Genomic DNA, 17182 nt, shown 5'->3' on the forward strand with positions numbered 1-17182 from the left:
GTGCCGATGACCAAAGAAGCCGTACGCGCGCTGGCCCTCGCAAAACTGGAGCTGCACCGCGCCCGCCACCTGATTGACGTTGGGGCGGGGACCGGGAGCGTGTCGATTGAAGCCGCGCTGCAATTTCCTTCACTGCACGTGACGGCCATCGAGCGTAACCCGGCGGCTCTGCGGCTGCTTGAAGAAAACCGCCAGCAGTTTGCCTGTAGCAACATCGACATTCTGCCGGGCGTCGCGCCGGTGTCGGTGGCTGAAAAAGCCGATGCGGTGTTTATGGGCGGCAGTGGCGGTCATCTGACGCAGCTCATCGACTGGTCCATGCGCCAACTGCATCCCGGCGGTCGTCTGGTGATGACCTTTATCCTGATGGAAAACCTTACTGCCGCGCTGGCGCATCTACAGCAGATTGACGTGCAGGACGTGGATTGTCTGCAAATGCAGGTATCAACCTTCGCCTCGCTCGGCAGCGGCCACTATTTCAAACCGAATAATCCCGTTTTTGTTATCGCCTGTCAGAAGGAAGAACACCATGTCTGAGACGTTTGATCCCCGTTGTGTGTGGTTTGTCGGCGCCGGTCCTGGCGACCGCGAGCTGATTACCCTCAAGGGGTACCGGTTGTTACAGCAGGCGCAGGTGGTCATTTATGCTGGTTCGCTTATCAATACCGAACTGCTGGAATATTGCCCGAAAGGGGCGGAGTGCCACGACAGCGCGGAACTCCATTTAGAACAGATTCTTGATTTGATGGAAACTGGCGTAAAAGCCGGAAAAACGGTGGTACGTCTGCAAACGGGGGATGTCTCGCTTTACGGCTCGGTGCGTGAACAGGGCGAAGAGCTGACCAAACGCGGTATCGCCTGGCAGGTGGTGCCGGGCGTCAGCGCCTTCCTCGGTGCGGCGGCAGAACTCGGCGTTGAGTACACCGTTCCGGAAGTCTCGCAGAGCCTGATTATCACCCGCCTTGAAGGCCGTACGCCGGTGCCGGAGCGTGAACAGCTGGAGTCGTTCGCCAGCCATCAGACGTCCATGGCGATTTATCTCTCGGTCCAGCGCATTCATCGGGTGGCGGAACGGCTGGTTGAGGGCGGCTATCCGGCCAGCACGCCGGTGGCGGTTATCTATAAAGCCACCTGGTCGGAAAGCCAGACCGTGCGCGGCACGCTTGCAGATATCGCAGATAAAGTGCGCGATGCGGGGATCCGTAAAACGGCGCTCATTCTGGTGGGGAATTTCCTGGGGCGGGAGTATCACTACTCAAAACTCTATGCCGCGGATTTTAGTCATGAATACCGTAAGGCCTGACGCTATCGCGCTGTTTTGCCTGACGCCGGGCGGCGTGCGGCTGGCGAAACGTCTGGCGGCAATGCTGCCGTTAACCTGTTTCACCAGTGAAAAGCTGCTGGAAGACGGTTTTATGCCGTTTGACGGCGGATTTACCCGGACGGCCCGCGACGCATTCGCCAGCTATTCGGCGCTGATTTTTATTGGCGCTACCGGAATTGCCGTGCGCGTACTGGCGCCGTTGATCAACGACAAATGCAGCGATCCGGCGGTGGTGGTGATCGATGAGCGCGGGCAGCACGTTATCAGCCTGCTCTCAGGGCATGCCGGCGGTGCAAACGCGTTAACCCGCTTTCTGGCGGGCATGCTGGGCGCCGACCCGGTTATCACCACTGCCACTGACGTTAACGAAATGGCGGCGCTGGATACTCTTGCGTTCCAGTTGAATGCCCGGATGAACGACTTCCGGGCGGCGGTCAAAAGCGTCAATCAGATGCTGGTCAGCGATCAGCGGGTGGGGCTGTGGTGGGATGCCGGGCTTGACGATGACGTCAGCCATTGCGATCGCCGGGGATTTATCACCGTGACTGATTTGCAGCAGCTTCCCGAACTGGATGCGCTGGTGTGTATCACGTTGCGTAACGAATTACCTGACATTCCTGTGCCGCACTGGAAGCTGGTGCCCCAGCGCGTGGTAGCCGGAATTGGCTGTCGCCGTGATACGCCGTTCCCGCTACTGACCGCGTTGCTGACACGCCAGTTTGAAGCCCAACAGTTCGATCCGCTGGCGTTGAAAGCGATCGGCAGCGTCTCGCTGAAGAAAGATGAAGCGGGGTTGATTCAGCTTGCCTCCTGTTGGCGCGTGCCGTTTGAAACCTTTACCGCTGACGTGCTGCGCGAGCACGAACATCGCTTCCCTGCGTCATCGTTTGTCCGTCAAACCGTGGGGGTAGGAAGCGTCTCCGGCCCGGCAGCCTGGCTGCTGAGCGATGGGCAACTGTTAGGCGAAACCCTGCGTGAACAGGGCGTCACTATTACTTTGGGAGTTTCACACTGATGTTAACCGTAATTGGAATTGGCCCTGGCTCGCAGGCCATGATGACCATGGAAGCCGTAGACGCACTGCAGGCGGCAGAAATCATTGTTGGCTACAAAACCTATACCCATCTGGTGAAAGCCTTTACCGGCGACAAGCAGGTGATCAAAACCGGCATGTGCAAAGAGATTGAACGTTGTCAGGCGGCGATTGAACTGGCGCAGGCCGGGCACAACGTGGCGCTGATCAGCAGCGGCGATGCCGGTATTTATGGCATGGCGGGGCTGGTGCTGGAGCTGGTCAGCAAACAGAAGCTGGAGGTTGAAGTCCGGCTGATTCCCGGCATGACGGCCAGCATCGCCGCAGCGTCACTGCTCGGCGCGCCGTTGATGCACGACTTCTGCCACATCAGCTTAAGCGATCTGCTGACGCCGTGGCCGGTCATTGAAAAACGCATTATTGCCGCCGGAGAAGCGGACTTTGTTATCTGTTTCTATAACCCGCGCAGCCGGGGGCGTGAAGGGCACCTGGCACGCGCGTTTGAGCTGCTCGGTGCCAGTAAAAACGTGCAAACGCCGGTGGGCGTGGTGAAGTCCGCCGGACGTAAAAAGCAGGAAAAATGGCTGACCACGCTGGGTGACATGGATTTTGAACCGGTGGATATGACCAGCCTGGTAATTGTCGGCAACCGGGCCACTTACGTGCAGGATGGGCTGATGATCACCCCGCGGGGCTACGCGCTGTGAGCTACGGCGAGGTGCTGGTCATGGGCGGCACCAGCGATGCCCGCGCGCTTTGCCAGCAACTGGATGCGGCCAATGTGGCGTATACCCTGTCGGTGGCGACGCCGACCGGGCAGCGACTGGCAGGCGGCATTAAAGGACAGGTGCGCTGTGGCCGCATGGAGCAGGAACAGATGGTTGCCTGGCTTACGGAAAACGCGACCCGCTGGGTGATTGACGCGTCGCACCCGTATGCCGAGATGGTGAGTCGCAACATCGTGGCGGCCTGTGAAACGGCGGGGGTGCTGCTAAGCCGCTATCAGCGTCCTGAACAACTCAGCACGCTGACGCATCCGTTGCTCTACAGCGTGCCGGGAATTGACACCGCTTGCGATGTCGCGCGGCGATTCGGCGAACGCGTGCTGCTGACCACCGGCAGTAAGGATCTGGCGCGCTGGCGCGCGGGACTGCCGGAGAAAACATTGCTGGCTCGCGTGTTGCCCGTGCCCGATGTGATTGAACAGTGTGCAAGTCTCGGTTTTGGCGTTGCAGAGATCTTCGCTCTGTGCGGGCCGTTCAGCGCTGAGTTTAACGCCGCGTTTTATCGTCAGTGCCGGGCCGACGTCGTGATAACCAAAGCTTCCGGTGCGGAAGGCGGTTATCAGGAAAAGGTGCAACCCTGTCTGGATGCAGGCATCCCCTGCATCGTGATTACACGCCCGGCGCCGTTGGTGACGGGAGACGAGTTACTGGAAAGTCAGGCCGCATTTGCCGAGCGTTTGACGCGCTGGCTGGCCGCTGCTTAAGGAGTAAGAGATGAAAAAAGCGCTTCTGGTGGTCAGCTTTGGCACCAGCTATCACGATACCTGTGAGAAAAACATTGTGGCCTGCGAGCGTGCGCTGGCGGCAAGTTGCCCCGACCGCGACCTGTTTCGGGCGTTCACCTCCGGGATGATCATTCGCAAGCTCAAACGGCGCGATGGCATTGAGACAGATACCCCGCTGCAGGCGCTGCAAAAGCTGGCGGATCAGGGATATCAGGATGTGGCGATTCAGTCTCTGCACATCATTAACGGCGATGAATACGAAAAAATCGTCCGTGAAGTGCAGAGTCTGCGCCCGCTGTTCGCCCGTCTGACGCTGGGTGTGCCGCTACTGAGCAGTCACGACGATTACGCGCAGCTGATGCGGGCGTTGCAACAGCAGATGCCAACACTCGGGACAACGGAAAAAGTGGTGTTTATGGGCCACGGCGCCAGCCATCACGCTTTTGCGGCTTATGCCTGCCTTGACCACATGATGATGGCGCAGGGCTTCCCGGCCCGCGTCGGCGCGGTAGAGAGCTATCCGGAGGTCGATATCCTGATTGAAAGCCTCCGTAAAGAAGGCGTCACCGCCGTGCACCTGATGCCGCTGATGCTGGTGGCGGGCGATCACGCGATCAACGATATGGCGTCTGATGAAGAGGATTCCTGGAAAACGTTATTTAACGCCGCCGGGATCCCGGCGACGCCGTGGTTGAGTGGCCTGGGGGAAAACCCGGCGGTTCGCGCGATGTTTGTCGCCCATTTACAGCAGGCGCTGAGCGTGGCGATGGAGGAAGCGGCATGAGCGGCAAACTGTATGCTCTGAGCACCGGGCCGGGCGCCAGCGACCTGATCACCGTTCGCGCGTCCCGAATTCTTGGCGCGCTGGATATTCTTTACGCCCCGGCGGGGCGCAAAGGCGGCGATAGCCTGGCGCTCTCTATTGTCCGTGAGTATGTCGGCGAGCAGACTGAAATCCGCTGCTGTCATTTTCCCATGAGCGCCGACAGTGCTGAAAAAGAAGCGGTGTGGGACGAGGTGGCCGCCGCGTTGGTCAGCGAGGTGAAGGCCGGAAAACAGGTCGGGTTTATCACGCTCGGCGACGCCATGCTGTTCAGCACCTGGGTGTTCTTACTTCAGCGTATCGGCAGTCCGGACTGGCTGGAAATTGTCCCCGGCGTGACCTCCTTTGCCGCCATCGCCGCCCGTTCTAAAACGCCGCTGGCGATGGAGCAGCAGTCGCTGGCGGTGATCGCCTGTACCGCGCCGGAAGCGGAAATCGCACAGGCGCTACAACAACACGATAGCCTGGTATTGATGAAGGTCTATGGCCGTTTTGCGCGTATCAAAGCGCTGCTGGGAGAGGCCGGGTTACTGGACTGCGCGCTGATGATGTCCGAAGCCACGCTCCCCGGCGAGCAGTGCTGGCGGCATCTCAATGAGGTTGAAGACGACCAACCGTTACCGTATTTCTCGACCATTCTGGTCAACAAACAGTGGGAGTATGCCCAATGAAACTCGAACAACAGCTGAAACGGCTGTCATTCAGCGGCCTGGCGGCGGCGCTATTGCTGATGGTGGTGCCGGAGCAAGCATTCGCGATGCACATCATGGAGGGATTTTTACCACCGATGTGGGCGCTGGCGTGGTGGCTGCTCTTTTTACCGTGTCTGTGGTACGGGCTGGTGCGCCTGCGCCGCATCGTGCAGGAGGACAGCCACCAGAAAGTCCTGCTGGCGCTGTGCGGGGCGTTTATTTTCGTGCTGTCGGCGCTGAAGATCCCATCGGTAACCGGCAGCTGTTCGCATCCCACCGGCGTGGGGCTGGCGGTTATCCTGTTTGGGCCTGGCGTTGTCGCCATCCTCGGCGCCATCGTGCTGCTGTTTCAGGCGCTACTGCTGGCGCATGGCGGGTTAACGACGCTTGGCGCGAACGGCATGTCGATGGCGGTGATTGGTCCGGTCGTCGGGTATATGGTGTGGAAAATGGCCTGCCGCGCCGGGATCCGTCGTGATGTCGGGGTATTCCTGTGCGCCATGCTGGCGGATTTAGTGACCTATTTTGTCACGTCGGTGCAGCTGGGTGTGGCTTTCCCGGATCCGACGGCAGGTGCCACGGGCTCTATCGTGAAGTTCATGGGTATTTTCTGCCTGACGCAGATCCCCATTGCTATCGCCGAGGGGCTGTTGACCGTGATGATCTACGACCAGTTGACCAAACGCCAACTAATTACCGCACAAGGACACTGAAATGAAAAAGATGCTGATACTGTTGGCGATGGTGATTGCCCTGGTTATCTTGCCGTTCTTTATTGATCATGGCGGTGAGTTTGGCGGCTCGGATGGAGAAGCCGAAAGTCAGATCCAGGTGGTGGCGCCGCATTACAAGCCGTGGTTCACGCCGCTGTATGAACCCGCCAGTGGTGAAATTGAAAGTCTGCTGTTTACGCTACAGGGGTCGCTGGGCGCCGCGGTGATTTTCTATATTCTGGGCTACACCAAAGGTAGACAGCGCCGTGATGACCGGGCTTGACAGGCTTAGCTACCAGAGCCGCTGGTTTCACGTCGCACCAGAGCGCAAATTTCTGCTCTGGCTGCTATTGATGACCCTGGCGTTTACCCTGCCGCCGTTAGGGCAGGGTATTGAGCTGGCGCTGACCGCCGCGCTGACCTGCTGGCTGCTGCGTATCACCTTCTGGCGCTGGTGTCGCTGGATGGCGCTGCCGTTTGGTTTCCTGTTAGTCGGGGTGCTGACGATTCTCTTTAGCGTCAGCCGCGACCCGCATACGCTGGCAGCGAGTGTTCCGATTGGGCGCTACTGGTTGGGGATCACCTCCTCAGGGCTGGTTACCGCCAATGAAACTTTCTGGCGCAGCCTGGCCGCGCTGGCGGCGACGTTCTGGCTGGTGCTGAACTTGCCGTTTCCGCAGCTGATTGTGCTGCTCAAGCGGGCGCGCGTGCCGCGACTGCTTACCGAACAAATTCTGCTGACCTGGCGCTTTATTTTTATTCTGTTAGACGAAGCGCTGGCTATTCACCGCGCGCAGACGCTGCGTTTTGGTTATCGTAGCCTGCCGAAAGGCTACCGCTCTTTGGCGATGCTGGTTGGATTGCTGTTTACCCGGGTGCTGATCCGCTATCAGCAGATGGCCACTGTGCTTGATATCAAACTGTATCAGGGTGATTTTCACCTGTAAGGAATCGCACCATGCTTGCTACCGTCGATCTCTGGTTTCGCTATCAGGAGGCGCAGGTTCTTAAAGGGTTAACGCTGGACTTTACGCCGCACGCCGTTACCGGGCTGGTAGGAGCCAACGGCTGCGGGAAATCCACGCTGTTTATGAACCTGAGCGGATTGCTACGGCCGCAGCAGGGGGCGGTGTTGTGGCAGGGAAAACCGCTGGATTACAGCAAACGCGGCCTGTTGGCGTTACGTCAACAGGTGGCGACGGTGTTTCAGGACCCCGATCAGCAAATCTTTTATACCGATATCGACAGCGATATCGCCTTCAGTCTGCGCAACCTGGGCGTGGCGGAGCCGGAAATCGCCCGGCGTATCGACGATGCGCTGACGCTGGTCGACGCGCAGCACTTTCGCCAACAGCCGATCCAGTGCCTGAGCCACGGACAGAAAAAACGGGTGGCTATCGCCGGGGCGTTAGTGCTGCGGGCGAAATATCTCTTGCTGGATGAGCCAACAGCAGGTCTCGACCCTTCCGGGCGCACGCAGATGATTGAGGTAATCAAGCGAATTGTGGCGCAGGGGAACCATGTGGTGATCTCCAGCCATGATATCGACCTGATTTACGAAGTCAGCGATGCCGTTTACGTCCTGCATCATGGCGAAGTGCTGGCGCACGGCGCGCCGGGCGAGGTTTTCGCCCGTACTGAACTGATTGAACAGGCCGGGTTAACACAACCCTGGCTGGTTAAACTGCATGCGCAGCTGGGGCTGCCGTTATGCAAAACAGAAGATGAATTTTTCAGCCGTATGCGACAAGAAAACGTAATAAAGGAGGCCTCATGACGCAGGCAATCATGTTGCAGGGAACAGCGTCTGACGTCGGCAAAAGCGTGCTGGTGGCGGGACTGTGCCGTATTTTTTATCAGGATGGCCTGCGGACCGCGCCGTTTAAGTCGCAGAACATGGCGCTCAATTCCGGCATCACGCCCGATGGCAAAGAGATGGGTCGTGCGCAGATTTTCCAGGCGCAAGCGGCGGGAATTACGCCGGACGTGCGGATGAACCCGGTGCTGTTAAAGCCGACCAGCGATCGCAAAGCGCAGGTCGTGCTGATGGGGCAGGTGGCGACCGATATGGACGCCGTCAGCTATCACGAGTATAAACCGCGTCTGCGCGAGCAGATTCAGGCGGTCTACCGCAGCCTGGCCCAGCAGTACGATGTGCTGGTGCTGGAGGGCGCGGGCAGCCCGGCGGAGATCAACCTGCGCGATCGCGATATTGTCAACATGGGGATGGCGGAGATGGCGCAGTGCCCGGTGATCCTCGTGGCGGATATCGACAGAGGCGGCGTATTTGCGTCTATCTACGGCACGCTGGCGCTCCTGCACGACAGTGAGCGGGCGCGGGTAAAAGGCGTGATCATCAATAAATTCCGCGGCGATGTGGCGCTGCTGTATTCCGGTATCGAGCAGATTGAAAACCTGACCGGCGTACCGGTGCTGGGGGTGATGCCGTGGCTGGATGTCGATCTGGAAGACGAAGACGGCGTGGCGCTGCAAAAAGGGAAATATCGGCGAACCGCGCAGCGCGATATCGATATTGCCGTGGTGCAGGTACCGCATATCTCCAATTTCACCGATTTTAATGCCCTGGCGGCGCAGCCGGATGTCCGCGTGCGCTATGTTCGTCACCCGCAAGAGCTGGTGGGCGCTGACCTGGTTATCTTGCCGGGCAGTAAAAATACGCTGGGCGATCTGGTCTGGCTGCGGGAAAGCGGTATGGCGCATGCCGTGCTGCAGGCCCATCGTCAGGACGTGCCCATCGTGGGGATTTGCGGCGGCTATCAGATGCTGGGCGAAACCATTATTGATGAGGTGGAGTCGGGGCTGGGGACGCAGCCTGGTCTGGGGCTGCTCAATACTGTGACCCATTTCGCGCAGCATAAAACCACGACGCAGGTCTCAGCGCAGATGGTGGTATCGCTGCCGGAGTGGCTGAATGCGGCATCAGGCACCGTCGTGCAAGGTTATGAGATACATATGGGCGAGACGCAGCTGGCATCCGGCTGTCGCCCGGCGTTGTTTCTGGAAAAAAATGGCGAGCGCATAGCGGACGGCGCCATCAGCGATGACGGGCAGGTCATCGGGACGTATCTCCATGGCCTGTTCGATAACGATATTTTCACACGCGCCATGATCGATGGTTTACGTCAGCGCAAAGGATTAGCGCCGCTGGATGTGGCGGTGGATTATGCGGCCTGGAAGGCTCAACAGTTTGATATATTAGCAAGCGCCATGAGAGATCATATTGATATTCAAAAAATTTATAAAATAATGCAGGAGCATCAGGAGGAAGTGGCATGATTTTAGTCACCGGGGGCGCGCGCAGCGGGAAAAGCGCGCACGTCGAACAGCTGGCGGCTCAGCAGTGTGAACGCGTTCTGTATATTGCGACGTCCGTTATCACGGATGACGAAATGGCGCTGCGTGTCGACAAGCATCGCGCTCAGCGACCGCCGCACTGGCGGACCTGGGAAGGGTATCGCGGTCTGGGCGACGTTATTCGCCACCAGGTACAGCCTGGGGAAGGCGTCGTGCTGGAGTGCATCACCACCATGCTGGCAAACCTGCTCTATGAGGCCAGCGGCGGCGCTTCGCCGGACACGCTCGATTTCTCTGCGCTTGAAGAGGTGTTGCAACAGCAGGTGGATGACCTGATTGCGGCATGCCAGCAGTCGGCGGCGCCTGTCTATATTGTGACGAATGAGCTGGGGATGAGCGTTACGCCGGAAAATCGGCTGGCGCGTCATTTTGTTGATATTTCCGGGCGGGCGAATCAAAAGCTGGCACAGGCAGCGCAGGACGTGTGGCTGGTCGTTTCTGGTATTGGGGTGAAGATTAAATGCCGTTAAAAATGTTGTGGGCGACGCTGCGGTTCATCACCCGCATTCCGGTACCGGAAAAATGGAGCGATGGCGTTGAATTTTCGCAGTATGGTCGTGGCGTCCCCTGGTTCCCGGTGGTCGGGCTGATCGTGGGCGTACTGGCCGCGTCAGGCTATCTGGCGGTGAGCCAGACCGGCGGGGGCGTTTATATTGGTGCGGTCGCCTGGGTACTGGCGCTGGTGCTGCTGACCGGCGGGTTTCACCTTGACGGTCTGGCGGACACCTGTGATGGTGTTTTTTCCGCGCGAACCCGCGAACGTATGCTGGAGATTATGCGCGATAGTCGGCTGGGGACGTACGGCGGTCTGGCTATCGTATTCTGTATCCTTATCAAAGTCGTTACGGTGGTAACCTTGGCGCATCTGCCGGTCAATACCCTGTTTGCGCTGCTGGTGTGCGCGCCGATTGTCGGGCGTACGGGCATGGTGCTGGCCATGTACCGACAGCGCTATGCGCGCGAGGGCGCGGGGATGGCAAACGCCTATCTCGGTCACATTAGCGGCAAAGAAGTCGTTATCACCGCCTGCATCGGGATGGCGCTCGTGGGGAGCATGGCGGGGATGCACGGGCTTATCGCCAGCATCATCACCTGGCTCGTCGTCAACGCCGTGAAGTCCTTTTTAAGCCGTCGACTGAAAGGGCTGACGGGGGATACCCTGGGCGCAATGGAAGAGATCGGGGAAATGACCTTTCTGCTGGCACTTTTGTGGGTCTGATTTATGCGATTATTTCTGGTTCGGCATGGCCAAACAACGGCCAACATTAGCGGCGTGTTTTACGGAAGCACCGATTTATCGCTATCGCCGCAGGGGATTGCGCAAAGTCAGCGCGTTGCCGGATATCTGGCCGGGGTTTCTTTTGGGCAGATTTTCGTAAGCGAGCTGCAGCGCTCGCAGCAAACAGCGCGGCTTATCGTCCCGGCGGCAGATGGCTTCCAGGTTGATTCGCGCCTCAATGAACTGGATTTTGGCGAATGGGAAATGCGGCATTTCAGCGACATTGCAAAAGAGAGCCCACAGTCGTGGCAGCGCTGGATGGATGACTGGCAAAACGCCACGCCGGACGGCGGAGAAGCGTTCTCTCACTTTGCCGCGCGCGTCAGGCAGGCTGCGGATGAGACAGGTAAACAGCCAGAGGGCGCAGACACGCTGATTGTGGCGCATCAGGGCGTGTTGAGCCTGTTGCTGGCGACCTGGTTAGGGATGCCTGTTGAGGCAATGTGGCATTTCCCTTTCAGGCATGATGCCTACACAGTCGTAGAGAATCGGGGCGGATTTTGGGTGTTACGCGTATTTAATGGCAGAAGCGTTTGGCAAACTGAAGAGTGAGGGTAACGAGGATGGGGACATTGACGGAGCTGGTGGCGGCCATCAGACCACTTGATAAGCAAAAAATGCAGGCGGCCTCCCGGCATATTGATGGTTTAGTGAAGCCGACCAACAGCCTCGGTCGGCTGGAGAGCCTGGCAATACAGCTGTCGGGGATGTGGGGCATCGACCAGCTCAATAATCTGCAAAAAGAGATTATTGTCATGTGCGCCGACCATGGCGTGTTTGACGAGGGTGTGGCGGCGACGCCGCAAGACGTGACCTGGATTCAGGCCGTTAATATGCAAAAAGGGCTGACCGGGGTCTGCGTGCTGGCCCGCAATAGCCAGACATCCGTACTGCCTGTCGATATCGGCATTGATGGTGAACCCATCGACAATATGCTCAGCCTTAAACTGTCCCGTGGCTGCGGAAATATCGCCCAGGGACCGGCGATGACCCGTCAGGAGGCCGAACATCTGCTGCTGGCGAGCGCCGGTCTGGTTAAAAAACGTGCGCAGGAAGGGATCTCTGTCTTTGGCGTCGGCGAGCTTGGCATTGCCAATACGACACCCGCGTCGGCGATAATCAGCGTGCTGACCGACTGTGACCCGCATGATGTGGTGGGTATTGGGGCCAATTTGCCGCAGGACCGCGTACAGCATAAGGAATCCATTGTCCGGCAGGCCATACGCATTAACAAACCGGATGCGCGCGATGCGGTTGATGTTCTGGCTAAGGTCGGCGGGTATGATCTGGTGGGCATGACCGGGGTGATACTCGGTGCTGGCGAATGCGGACTGCCCGTGGTTTTAGACGGTTTCCTCTCGTATGCCGCGGCAATTGCCGCCTGCCAGATTGCACCGGAAGTGAAAAACTACTGTATTCCGTCCCATTTTTCGGCAGAGAAGGGGGCTAAACGGGCGCTGGAGCACCTTGGGCTGGAGCCGTTTATCTATCTTGATCTGCGTCTTGGCGAAGGGAGCGGCGCCGCGTTGGCAATGTCAATCGTCAGTGCGGCATGCGCGATGTCTTGCGAGATGGGACTGCTAGCGCAAAGCGGTATTCGCTTGCCGGTTCCGGCGTGACAGAAAAGCAAAAAACCCGCCAAGGCTAACACCGATCTGTTAAGCGAAATGATCGGTTGAACGATCCGGTGAGTAGACGACAATAGCCTCATCACTTATCTGATGGGGCTTTTTTATGCTTTCGACTTGGCTTAACGATACTCTGACTCAGGCTGCGCAACCTACCTTGGCGCTTATCTGTGAGCTTGACGGATTACGCTATTTTAACCTTGGAACAGAACGTCGCCCTCATCTGGAGCAGTCTGTAAGTAAAGAGGGGGGAAAGTCCTGATTACCGCCTTGATGGGATTTTATTCTTGCTGATAAAACATTTTTTTGACTATGCGATGGTTTTCAGAATATGTTGTGAAATTATTTTTATAAAGCGTTTTTATTCAGTATCAATGAAGTGAAATTATAAGGGTGTTTAAATGATTGACTTTATTCTTAAGAAAGTTAAATGTTTATATTTAAAAAACATAGATAATGATGAGATTTTTCAAGAAATTTCTAGTGTTAATGCACTATTACCACATGGGAAAAAAGAAAAGGATAAGTTGATAGAATCCGCAGTATTAATGTTGATGGATAGTATTAATAGTAAAAATTACAAAAAATCTTTTGGGCTAGCAAGAATAATATTTATGTGTGACTTTGATAACCCCCTTGATGTTATCAAAGAAAAAGGAGCATTCCGTGCTTCAAAGTACAGCTATCAAACAAAGCTATTAATGGAGGTGATAAATGATCTTTATGCCAGAAATTTTTTTTCTAACGATATGCTAGATTATATTAAATCTGTGAATGGCTTGTTGCTATTAGCTTCTGACATTTTAAGTATGAGGATAAAAATAATATCATTTATTAAGTCAAGGCCTTTCTTTCTGAAAACGGCACTTTGTTTAGCTGAAATTAGATACCATGACGTTAATAAGGTAGAGATAACGGAAGATACTTCATTTCGCGAGAGATTGTATTTTTCTAGTAAGGAAGAAATACTGTCTTCAATCTCATATATTCTTCAAATATATAAAGAAGTACAGGAATTTCCAGATTCTTTAAAAACAGTATATATTGACGAGAAAATTAGTGATGAAGTTTTTGAAACTTATTTTTATTATGCACATCATATCCAAAGATATAATGAATCGGAAATTAATGTAGATTTTTTCGGATATTCTGCTTCCCTTGATAAAAATGCAAAAACTATCATTATCCACAATGAGGATTTTGAAACAGCTAAATGCCAAGGATATACTAAAACAGAACTTAGGTGGCAAGCACAGCAATTTCAATTCTACAACAGTGAAGAATATGCACGTGTGGTAAAGTTCTATGATTTCATGGACCAATTTTGGGCTGCTGACGAGAGGTCTGAAAAGAGTTATATTTATGAAGTGTCTGAGTTCCCTATCAAAAGAATACGTCTCCTCGTCACATTTCTATCTTATGCCGAAGAGATTAATATTTTCAGCAACAAAAAAATGTTTCTTGAAGAAATCGTCATGCTCGAGATATTAACTGCTGAGAATTACAATAATGACTTCTTAAATAAAAAACTATATAAACAATTTACTGTGTTCGACATAATTAAAATTCAAAGATTTTTTAACTATGTCAGCTATATTTATCATAAGGTTTATAAAAAACTCACTATTGATGAACCTCTTGAAGCATATCTAATACGTAAACGCTCTGTTTTACCTGTTTTTAAAACAGATGAGTTATCTGTTATTTTTCAAAAAATATGCGGATGCTCACGTGAAGACTGCTTAGATTTAATTGGAAAGATTAGCACTATTTTTTCTAGTAAAAGTGATGTTATTGACATTCAATACCAGCCAATTATAAAGATGGGAGAAAGTAGTTTAATTTTGCCAACTGTTTTTGCATGTTCAAACCTTATACGATCTTTTGCGCATAGTGAAAAAATCCATTTATCAACTTTCGAATGTCGGGATTATATGATTAGGAATGTCAATAATGCCTTTAAATCCAAAGGATTTAAAGTGAATATAGATTTCAATTATAGTAAAGATGAAGTTGATGTTGTTGCATTTCTGGATGGATATCTGTTTCTTTTTGAGTGCAAGAATCCTTTTCACCCCGTGAATGATTTTGAATTAAGAAATACGTATAGTCATATCAAAAAAGGATTTTCACAGATAAATAAATTTAAAAGAATTCTTTCTGACAAACATCATTTTAGGCAGTTTTTGAAAAACCTGAATATTGATCTTGAATTGGTTAAGGAAATTCATTATGCAATTATTAATGCAAATCGTGCGTTATCTGGTTTACAGCATGACAATATTAAGGTGCTGCATGCTAATGAGTTAATCGGTTTTTTAGAGACAGGGAGAATTAGTGTTGCTGATGATGTTTATCGTTGCTGGGAATGTGAGACATTTAAACCTACTGACTTAGTTAAATTCCTTAGCGGTGAGTTTATTACTTCTGATTTTGAGAAAAGCAAAACTGAGATTTTTTATGGTTATCCACTACGTTCATATACAATGGCATTTAAAACATATGCATTTGAATTAGATAAAATAGCCACCTTATCCGAAAAAAACTACTGCAAAATAGATATGCTAGGTAATTAACCGAAAGCTCTTTTCGCGTGGTTAGAACTAACTCCGTTAGTGTTTTTCTTGTATCCTCAGTTCGTAAACTGGCTGGGATGTGCTGCCTGATTTAACTTCATGTTTAATCAAATCCCGAGTGTAATATTTAATGTTTATTTTTATAACAATCTGCGATCTGTATTCCACGACTTCCCCTTGCCGTTTTCGACTGAAAGCGGTATCTTTCACCCGCATCTGCAAAATCAGGTGCCGGGATTGGAACCCTGAACGACTTCACTGGCGACACAAGGCGCGTCTGCGCTTTTTTTTGTGTCGTGCGCTCTGCTACATCTCAATGGTGGGGCCGGGCGGGGGCGCTGCAAAGCGCGCCGGTGTCAGTGAGGCCGGTAGTTCCAACCCCGTTCGGTTCCACCACCCATGAGATTGGAACCTCTGGTGGTGGGAATGATTTTGTCTCACTGGAGGCTGCCTTATGGCTACAACCCTCAACCCGACACACCCACTACTCTCCGTCCCTTTCAGCGCTGACACCGATTTCACCGTCCTCGCCGCCCACTGCGACAAACTCGCGCTTGCCCTGGCGGAGTGCGACGATCCGGTGCTGCACATGGCATTCTGCGGACGACTGGCCGCCGCGCTCGCGCTGCTCAAACCCGGTCTGTTCGACCCCATCCCGCCACACCTGATGGACAGCCTGACCGTGGGCACGCTGCCCGCGACGTTTCCCCGCTTTGCGCCCGACGCGAATACGCTGTGCGATTACTGCCAGACGCTGGCGCAGCTCCTGCTTTGCCGGACATTTCCGCCGCAACTGGAGGATATGCTTAACTGGTTGTTATCCGAACTGGTGGAATATTTCGCAGCGGAAATCAACGCCCCACGCTGGATACGCAGCACCGAGGGCGTGAGGTTGATTGAGGAAGTGATGTTATGATGCGATCAGATGGGTCAGATTAAAGGAAAAAGGCTCGTCACTCGACATCTTTTCCTACAAGGCCTGACTGGTGCCTCCTGCGTTAGCGAATACGCTTTAAGGCGCTGGCCCAAAGGTGGAAGGTTGATTGCTAAAGCGCTGGGCATTGCGTCTGAACAAATTTGGCCTTCGCGCTATTGTTGATATCCCCCCGGCGTAGGCCCGATCCGGAACCTGCGCCGCATTTTGTTTATCTGATTCGAAATAATCCTTTGAACTGCAAAAATAGTTTTCTCTAATCAGCCTGCGCTGCCGCGAAGTAAGCTCCCGCCTGCATGAAATGCTTCACGACCTGAGAGAAGCGCCTGATGTATCCGAAGGGACGTCTTTTTACCGGCAATGCCGCCGTTGAAAACTGTCGGATCTGTCTTCGGATGGATTAAGGCCTTCTTCACGCTGAGTCAAACTAAGGAAACCACAATGAATCTGTCTGAAAATTGCGCACCGCTCGCTGTTGATGTTATATTAAAATATAATATTCGGAGGTGCTCTATGTATATCACTCGCCTGAAAAAGGTCGGCGGATCCGTCATGCTGGCGGTCCCTCCTGCCGTGCTGAAAACGCTGGCGCTGTCGACAGACAGCGAGGTGGGCATGACCATTGATAATGGCTGCTTGATTATTGAACCCCAGAAAAAGCCCCATTATTCGCTTGAGGAACTGCTGGTGCAGTGCGAACCGCACGCCGAACTAAGCGAAGAAGATCGGGAATGGATTGATGCGCCTGCGGTAGGCAAGGAGCTCCTGTAAATGGACAGAGGGGAAATCTGGCTCGTATCCCTTGATCCGACTGCCGGACATGAACAAAGCGGGAAACGCCCAGTGCTTATTGTTTCTCCGGCAGCCTTTAACCGAATCACGCGATTACCCGTGGTGCTTCCGATAACAAATGGCGGACACTTTGCCCGTACTGCTGGGTTCGCCGTGTCGCTGGATGGGGCGGGAACGAAAACGACGGGCGTGATTCGCTGTGATCAACCGAGAACGATTGATATGGCGGCCAGGAATGGTAAGCGACTGGAATGTCTACCTGACAGTATCATCAACGATGTGCTGGCAAGACTGGCGACGATTCTGACCTGACGGTCATTGCATTCCGGAATACAGAAAAGCAAAAAGCCTGCTCGAAAGCAGGCTTTTCTAAATTTGGCTCCTCTGACTGGACTCGAACCAGTGACATACGGATTAACAGTCCGCCGTTCTACCGACTGAACTACAGAGGAATCGTGTGAACGAGGCGAATACTACTGGCCGTCGTTTTTTGTGTCAACACT

The 17182-nt window shown here is 53.9% G+C and carries 20 protein-coding genes, 1 tRNA gene and 2 pseudogenes; 22 read left to right on the top strand and 1 reads right to left on the bottom strand.

The window, feature by feature from the left end; translation table 11 throughout:
* From JO226_RS07225 to JO226_RS07325, 22 genes and pseudogenes are all read left to right on the top strand, one after another.
* Window positions 1-537 (top strand): decarboxylating cobalt-precorrin-6B (C(15))-methyltransferase (locus JO226_RS07225; RefSeq protein ID WP_293545209.1); only part of this gene is annotated, 537 nt, incomplete at its 5' end.
* A complete protein-coding gene (locus tag JO226_RS07230; RefSeq protein WP_293545212.1) occupies window positions 530-1303 on the top strand; it encodes a cobalt-precorrin-4 methyltransferase in 774 nt (257 codons plus the stop codon). The genes JO226_RS07225 and JO226_RS07230, both read left to right, overlap by 8 nt.
* A complete protein-coding gene (cbiG, locus tag JO226_RS07235) occupies window positions 1284-2339 on the top strand; it encodes a cobalt-precorrin 5A hydrolase (RefSeq protein ID WP_293545215.1) in 1056 nt (351 codons plus the stop codon). The genes JO226_RS07230 and cbiG overlap by 20 nt, the downstream gene beginning before the upstream one ends.
* Complete coding sequence (locus JO226_RS07240; RefSeq protein ID WP_293545217.1) at window positions 2339-3064, top strand: precorrin-3B C(17)-methyltransferase; 726 nt, start codon at window positions 2339-2341, stop codon at window positions 3062-3064. The genes cbiG and JO226_RS07240 overlap by 1 nt, the downstream gene beginning before the upstream one ends.
* Window positions 3061-3846 (top strand): cobalt-precorrin-6A reductase, encoded by a 786-nt coding sequence (locus JO226_RS07245; protein WP_293545220.1) that lies wholly within the window; start codon window positions 3061-3063, stop codon window positions 3844-3846. The genes JO226_RS07240 and JO226_RS07245 overlap by 4 nt, the downstream gene beginning before the upstream one ends.
* A gap of 10 nt (window positions 3847-3856) precedes the next feature.
* The gene (locus JO226_RS07250; RefSeq protein ID WP_293545222.1) at window positions 3857-4651 is read left to right on the top strand and encodes a sirohydrochlorin cobaltochelatase; all 795 of its coding nucleotides are present in this window, start codon (window positions 3857-3859) and stop codon (window positions 4649-4651) included.
* A complete protein-coding gene (locus tag JO226_RS07255; RefSeq protein ID WP_293545224.1) occupies window positions 4648-5361 on the top strand; it encodes a cobalt-factor II C(20)-methyltransferase in 714 nt (237 codons plus the stop codon). The genes JO226_RS07250 and JO226_RS07255 overlap by 4 nt, the downstream gene beginning before the upstream one ends.
* Window positions 5358-6095, top strand: coding sequence for a cobalt ECF transporter S component CbiM (cbiM, locus tag JO226_RS07260; RefSeq protein ID WP_293545227.1), 738 nt, complete (start codon window positions 5358-5360; stop codon window positions 6093-6095). Before JO226_RS07255 ends, cbiM begins: the two co-directional genes overlap by 4 nt.
* 1 nt (window position 6096) lies before the next feature.
* A complete protein-coding gene (locus tag JO226_RS07265; RefSeq protein WP_293545230.1) occupies window positions 6097-6378 on the top strand; it encodes an energy-coupling factor ABC transporter substrate-binding protein in 282 nt (93 codons plus the stop codon).
* Window positions 6365-7042 (top strand): energy-coupling factor ABC transporter transmembrane protein, encoded by a 678-nt coding sequence (locus tag JO226_RS07270; RefSeq protein ID WP_293545255.1) that lies wholly within the window; start codon window positions 6365-6367, stop codon window positions 7040-7042. Before JO226_RS07265 ends, JO226_RS07270 begins: the two co-directional genes overlap by 14 nt.
* Before the next feature lie 11 nt (window positions 7043-7053).
* On the top strand, window positions 7054-7872 hold the full coding sequence (locus JO226_RS07275) for an energy-coupling factor ABC transporter ATP-binding protein (RefSeq protein WP_293545233.1): 819 nt from the start codon (window positions 7054-7056) through the stop codon (window positions 7870-7872).
* Complete coding sequence (locus JO226_RS07280; protein ID WP_293545235.1) at window positions 7869-9392, top strand: cobyric acid synthase; 1524 nt, start codon at window positions 7869-7871, stop codon at window positions 9390-9392. The genes JO226_RS07275 and JO226_RS07280 overlap by 4 nt, the downstream gene beginning before the upstream one ends.
* The gene (cobU, locus tag JO226_RS07285) at window positions 9389-9940 is read left to right on the top strand and encodes a bifunctional adenosylcobinamide kinase/adenosylcobinamide-phosphate guanylyltransferase (RefSeq protein WP_293545238.1); all 552 of its coding nucleotides are present in this window, start codon (window positions 9389-9391) and stop codon (window positions 9938-9940) included. The genes JO226_RS07280 and cobU overlap by 4 nt, the downstream gene beginning before the upstream one ends.
* Complete coding sequence (cobS, locus tag JO226_RS07290) at window positions 9931-10689, top strand: adenosylcobinamide-GDP ribazoletransferase (protein ID WP_293545241.1); 759 nt, start codon at window positions 9931-9933, stop codon at window positions 10687-10689. Before cobU ends, cobS begins: the two co-directional genes overlap by 10 nt.
* A gap of 3 nt (window positions 10690-10692) precedes the next feature.
* Complete coding sequence (locus JO226_RS07295) at window positions 10693-11301, top strand: adenosylcobalamin/alpha-ribazole phosphatase (RefSeq protein ID WP_293545243.1); 609 nt, start codon at window positions 10693-10695, stop codon at window positions 11299-11301.
* A gap of 11 nt (window positions 11302-11312) precedes the next feature.
* Window positions 11313-12368: a nicotinate-nucleotide--dimethylbenzimidazole phosphoribosyltransferase gene (gene cobT / locus JO226_RS07300; protein ID WP_293545245.1), complete on the top strand. Its 1056-nt coding sequence runs from the start codon at window positions 11313-11315 to the stop codon at window positions 12366-12368.
* A 410-nt stretch (window positions 12369-12778) separates the two neighbouring features.
* Entirely contained in the window at window positions 12779-14953 is a 2175-nt protein-coding gene (locus JO226_RS07305) for a hypothetical protein (protein WP_293545246.1), read from the top strand.
* Between the two features lie 245 nt (window positions 14954-15198).
* Window positions 15199-15372, top strand: a pseudogene (locus tag JO226_RS23310) (hypothetical protein); the annotation flags it as partial.
* Window positions 15373-15407: 35 nt separating this feature from the next.
* The gene (locus JO226_RS07310) at window positions 15408-15869 is read left to right on the top strand and encodes a hypothetical protein (RefSeq protein WP_293545248.1); all 462 of its coding nucleotides are present in this window, start codon (window positions 15408-15410) and stop codon (window positions 15867-15869) included.
* Window positions 15870-15873: 4 nt separating this feature from the next.
* A pseudogene (locus JO226_RS07315) lies at window positions 15874-16052 on the top strand (helix-turn-helix domain-containing protein).
* Between the two features lie 348 nt (window positions 16053-16400).
* Window positions 16401-16658 (top strand): antitoxin, encoded by a 258-nt coding sequence (locus JO226_RS07320; protein WP_293545251.1) that lies wholly within the window; start codon window positions 16401-16403, stop codon window positions 16656-16658.
* Window positions 16659-16991 carry a type II toxin-antitoxin system PemK/MazF family toxin gene (locus tag JO226_RS07325; RefSeq protein WP_293545254.1) on the top strand — a complete coding sequence of 111 codons (333 nt, stop codon included), beginning with the start codon at window positions 16659-16661 and terminating at the stop codon, window positions 16989-16991.
* A gap of 64 nt (window positions 16992-17055) precedes the next feature.
* Here JO226_RS07325 and JO226_RS07330 read toward each other — a convergent pair.
* Window positions 17056-17131, bottom strand: a tRNA-Asn gene (locus JO226_RS07330).
* Window positions 17132-17182 lie beyond the last annotated feature (51 nt).

The sequence above is a fragment of the Pluralibacter sp. genome (assembly GCF_019237635.1).
Taxonomy (GTDB): Bacteria; Pseudomonadota; Gammaproteobacteria; order Enterobacterales; family Enterobacteriaceae; genus Enterobacter_B.

Bases quoted from the DNA above. Each gene is read 5' to 3' on its own strand.
- JO226_RS07230 (WP_293545212.1), top strand. From the start codon at position 530: ATGTCTGAGACGTTTGATCCCCGTTGTGTGTGGTTTGTCGGCGCCGGT.
- cbiG (WP_293545215.1), top strand. From the start codon at position 1,284: ATGAATACCGTAAGGCCTGACGCTATCGCGCTGTTTTGCCTGACGCCG.
- JO226_RS07240 (WP_293545217.1), top strand. From the start codon at position 2,339: ATGTTAACCGTAATTGGAATTGGCCCTGGCTCGCAGGCCATGATGACC.
- JO226_RS07250 (WP_293545222.1), top strand. From the start codon at position 3,857: ATGAAAAAAGCGCTTCTGGTGGTCAGCTTTGGCACCAGCTATCACGAT.
- JO226_RS07255 (WP_293545224.1), top strand. From the start codon at position 4,648: ATGAGCGGCAAACTGTATGCTCTGAGCACCGGGCCGGGCGCCAGCGAC.
- cbiM (WP_293545227.1), top strand. From the start codon at position 5,358: ATGAAACTCGAACAACAGCTGAAACGGCTGTCATTCAGCGGCCTGGCG.
- JO226_RS07265 (WP_293545230.1), top strand. From the start codon at position 6,097: ATGAAAAAGATGCTGATACTGTTGGCGATGGTGATTGCCCTGGTTATC.
- JO226_RS07270 (WP_293545255.1), top strand. From the start codon at position 6,365: ATGACCGGGCTTGACAGGCTTAGCTACCAGAGCCGCTGGTTTCACGTC.
- JO226_RS07275 (WP_293545233.1), top strand. From the start codon at position 7,054: ATGCTTGCTACCGTCGATCTCTGGTTTCGCTATCAGGAGGCGCAGGTT.
- JO226_RS07280 (WP_293545235.1), top strand. From the start codon at position 7,869: ATGACGCAGGCAATCATGTTGCAGGGAACAGCGTCTGACGTCGGCAAA.
- cobU (WP_293545238.1), top strand. From the start codon at position 9,389: ATGATTTTAGTCACCGGGGGCGCGCGCAGCGGGAAAAGCGCGCACGTC.
- cobS (WP_293545241.1), top strand. From the start codon at position 9,931: ATGCCGTTAAAAATGTTGTGGGCGACGCTGCGGTTCATCACCCGCATT.
- JO226_RS07295 (WP_293545243.1), top strand. From the start codon at position 10,693: ATGCGATTATTTCTGGTTCGGCATGGCCAAACAACGGCCAACATTAGC.
- cobT (WP_293545245.1), top strand. From the start codon at position 11,313: ATGGGGACATTGACGGAGCTGGTGGCGGCCATCAGACCACTTGATAAG.
- JO226_RS07305 (WP_293545246.1), top strand. From the start codon at position 12,779: ATGATTGACTTTATTCTTAAGAAAGTTAAATGTTTATATTTAAAAAAC.
- JO226_RS07310 (WP_293545248.1), top strand. From the start codon at position 15,408: ATGGCTACAACCCTCAACCCGACACACCCACTACTCTCCGTCCCTTTC.
- JO226_RS07320 (WP_293545251.1), top strand. From the start codon at position 16,401: ATGTATATCACTCGCCTGAAAAAGGTCGGCGGATCCGTCATGCTGGCG.
- JO226_RS07325 (WP_293545254.1), top strand. From the start codon at position 16,659: ATGGACAGAGGGGAAATCTGGCTCGTATCCCTTGATCCGACTGCCGGA.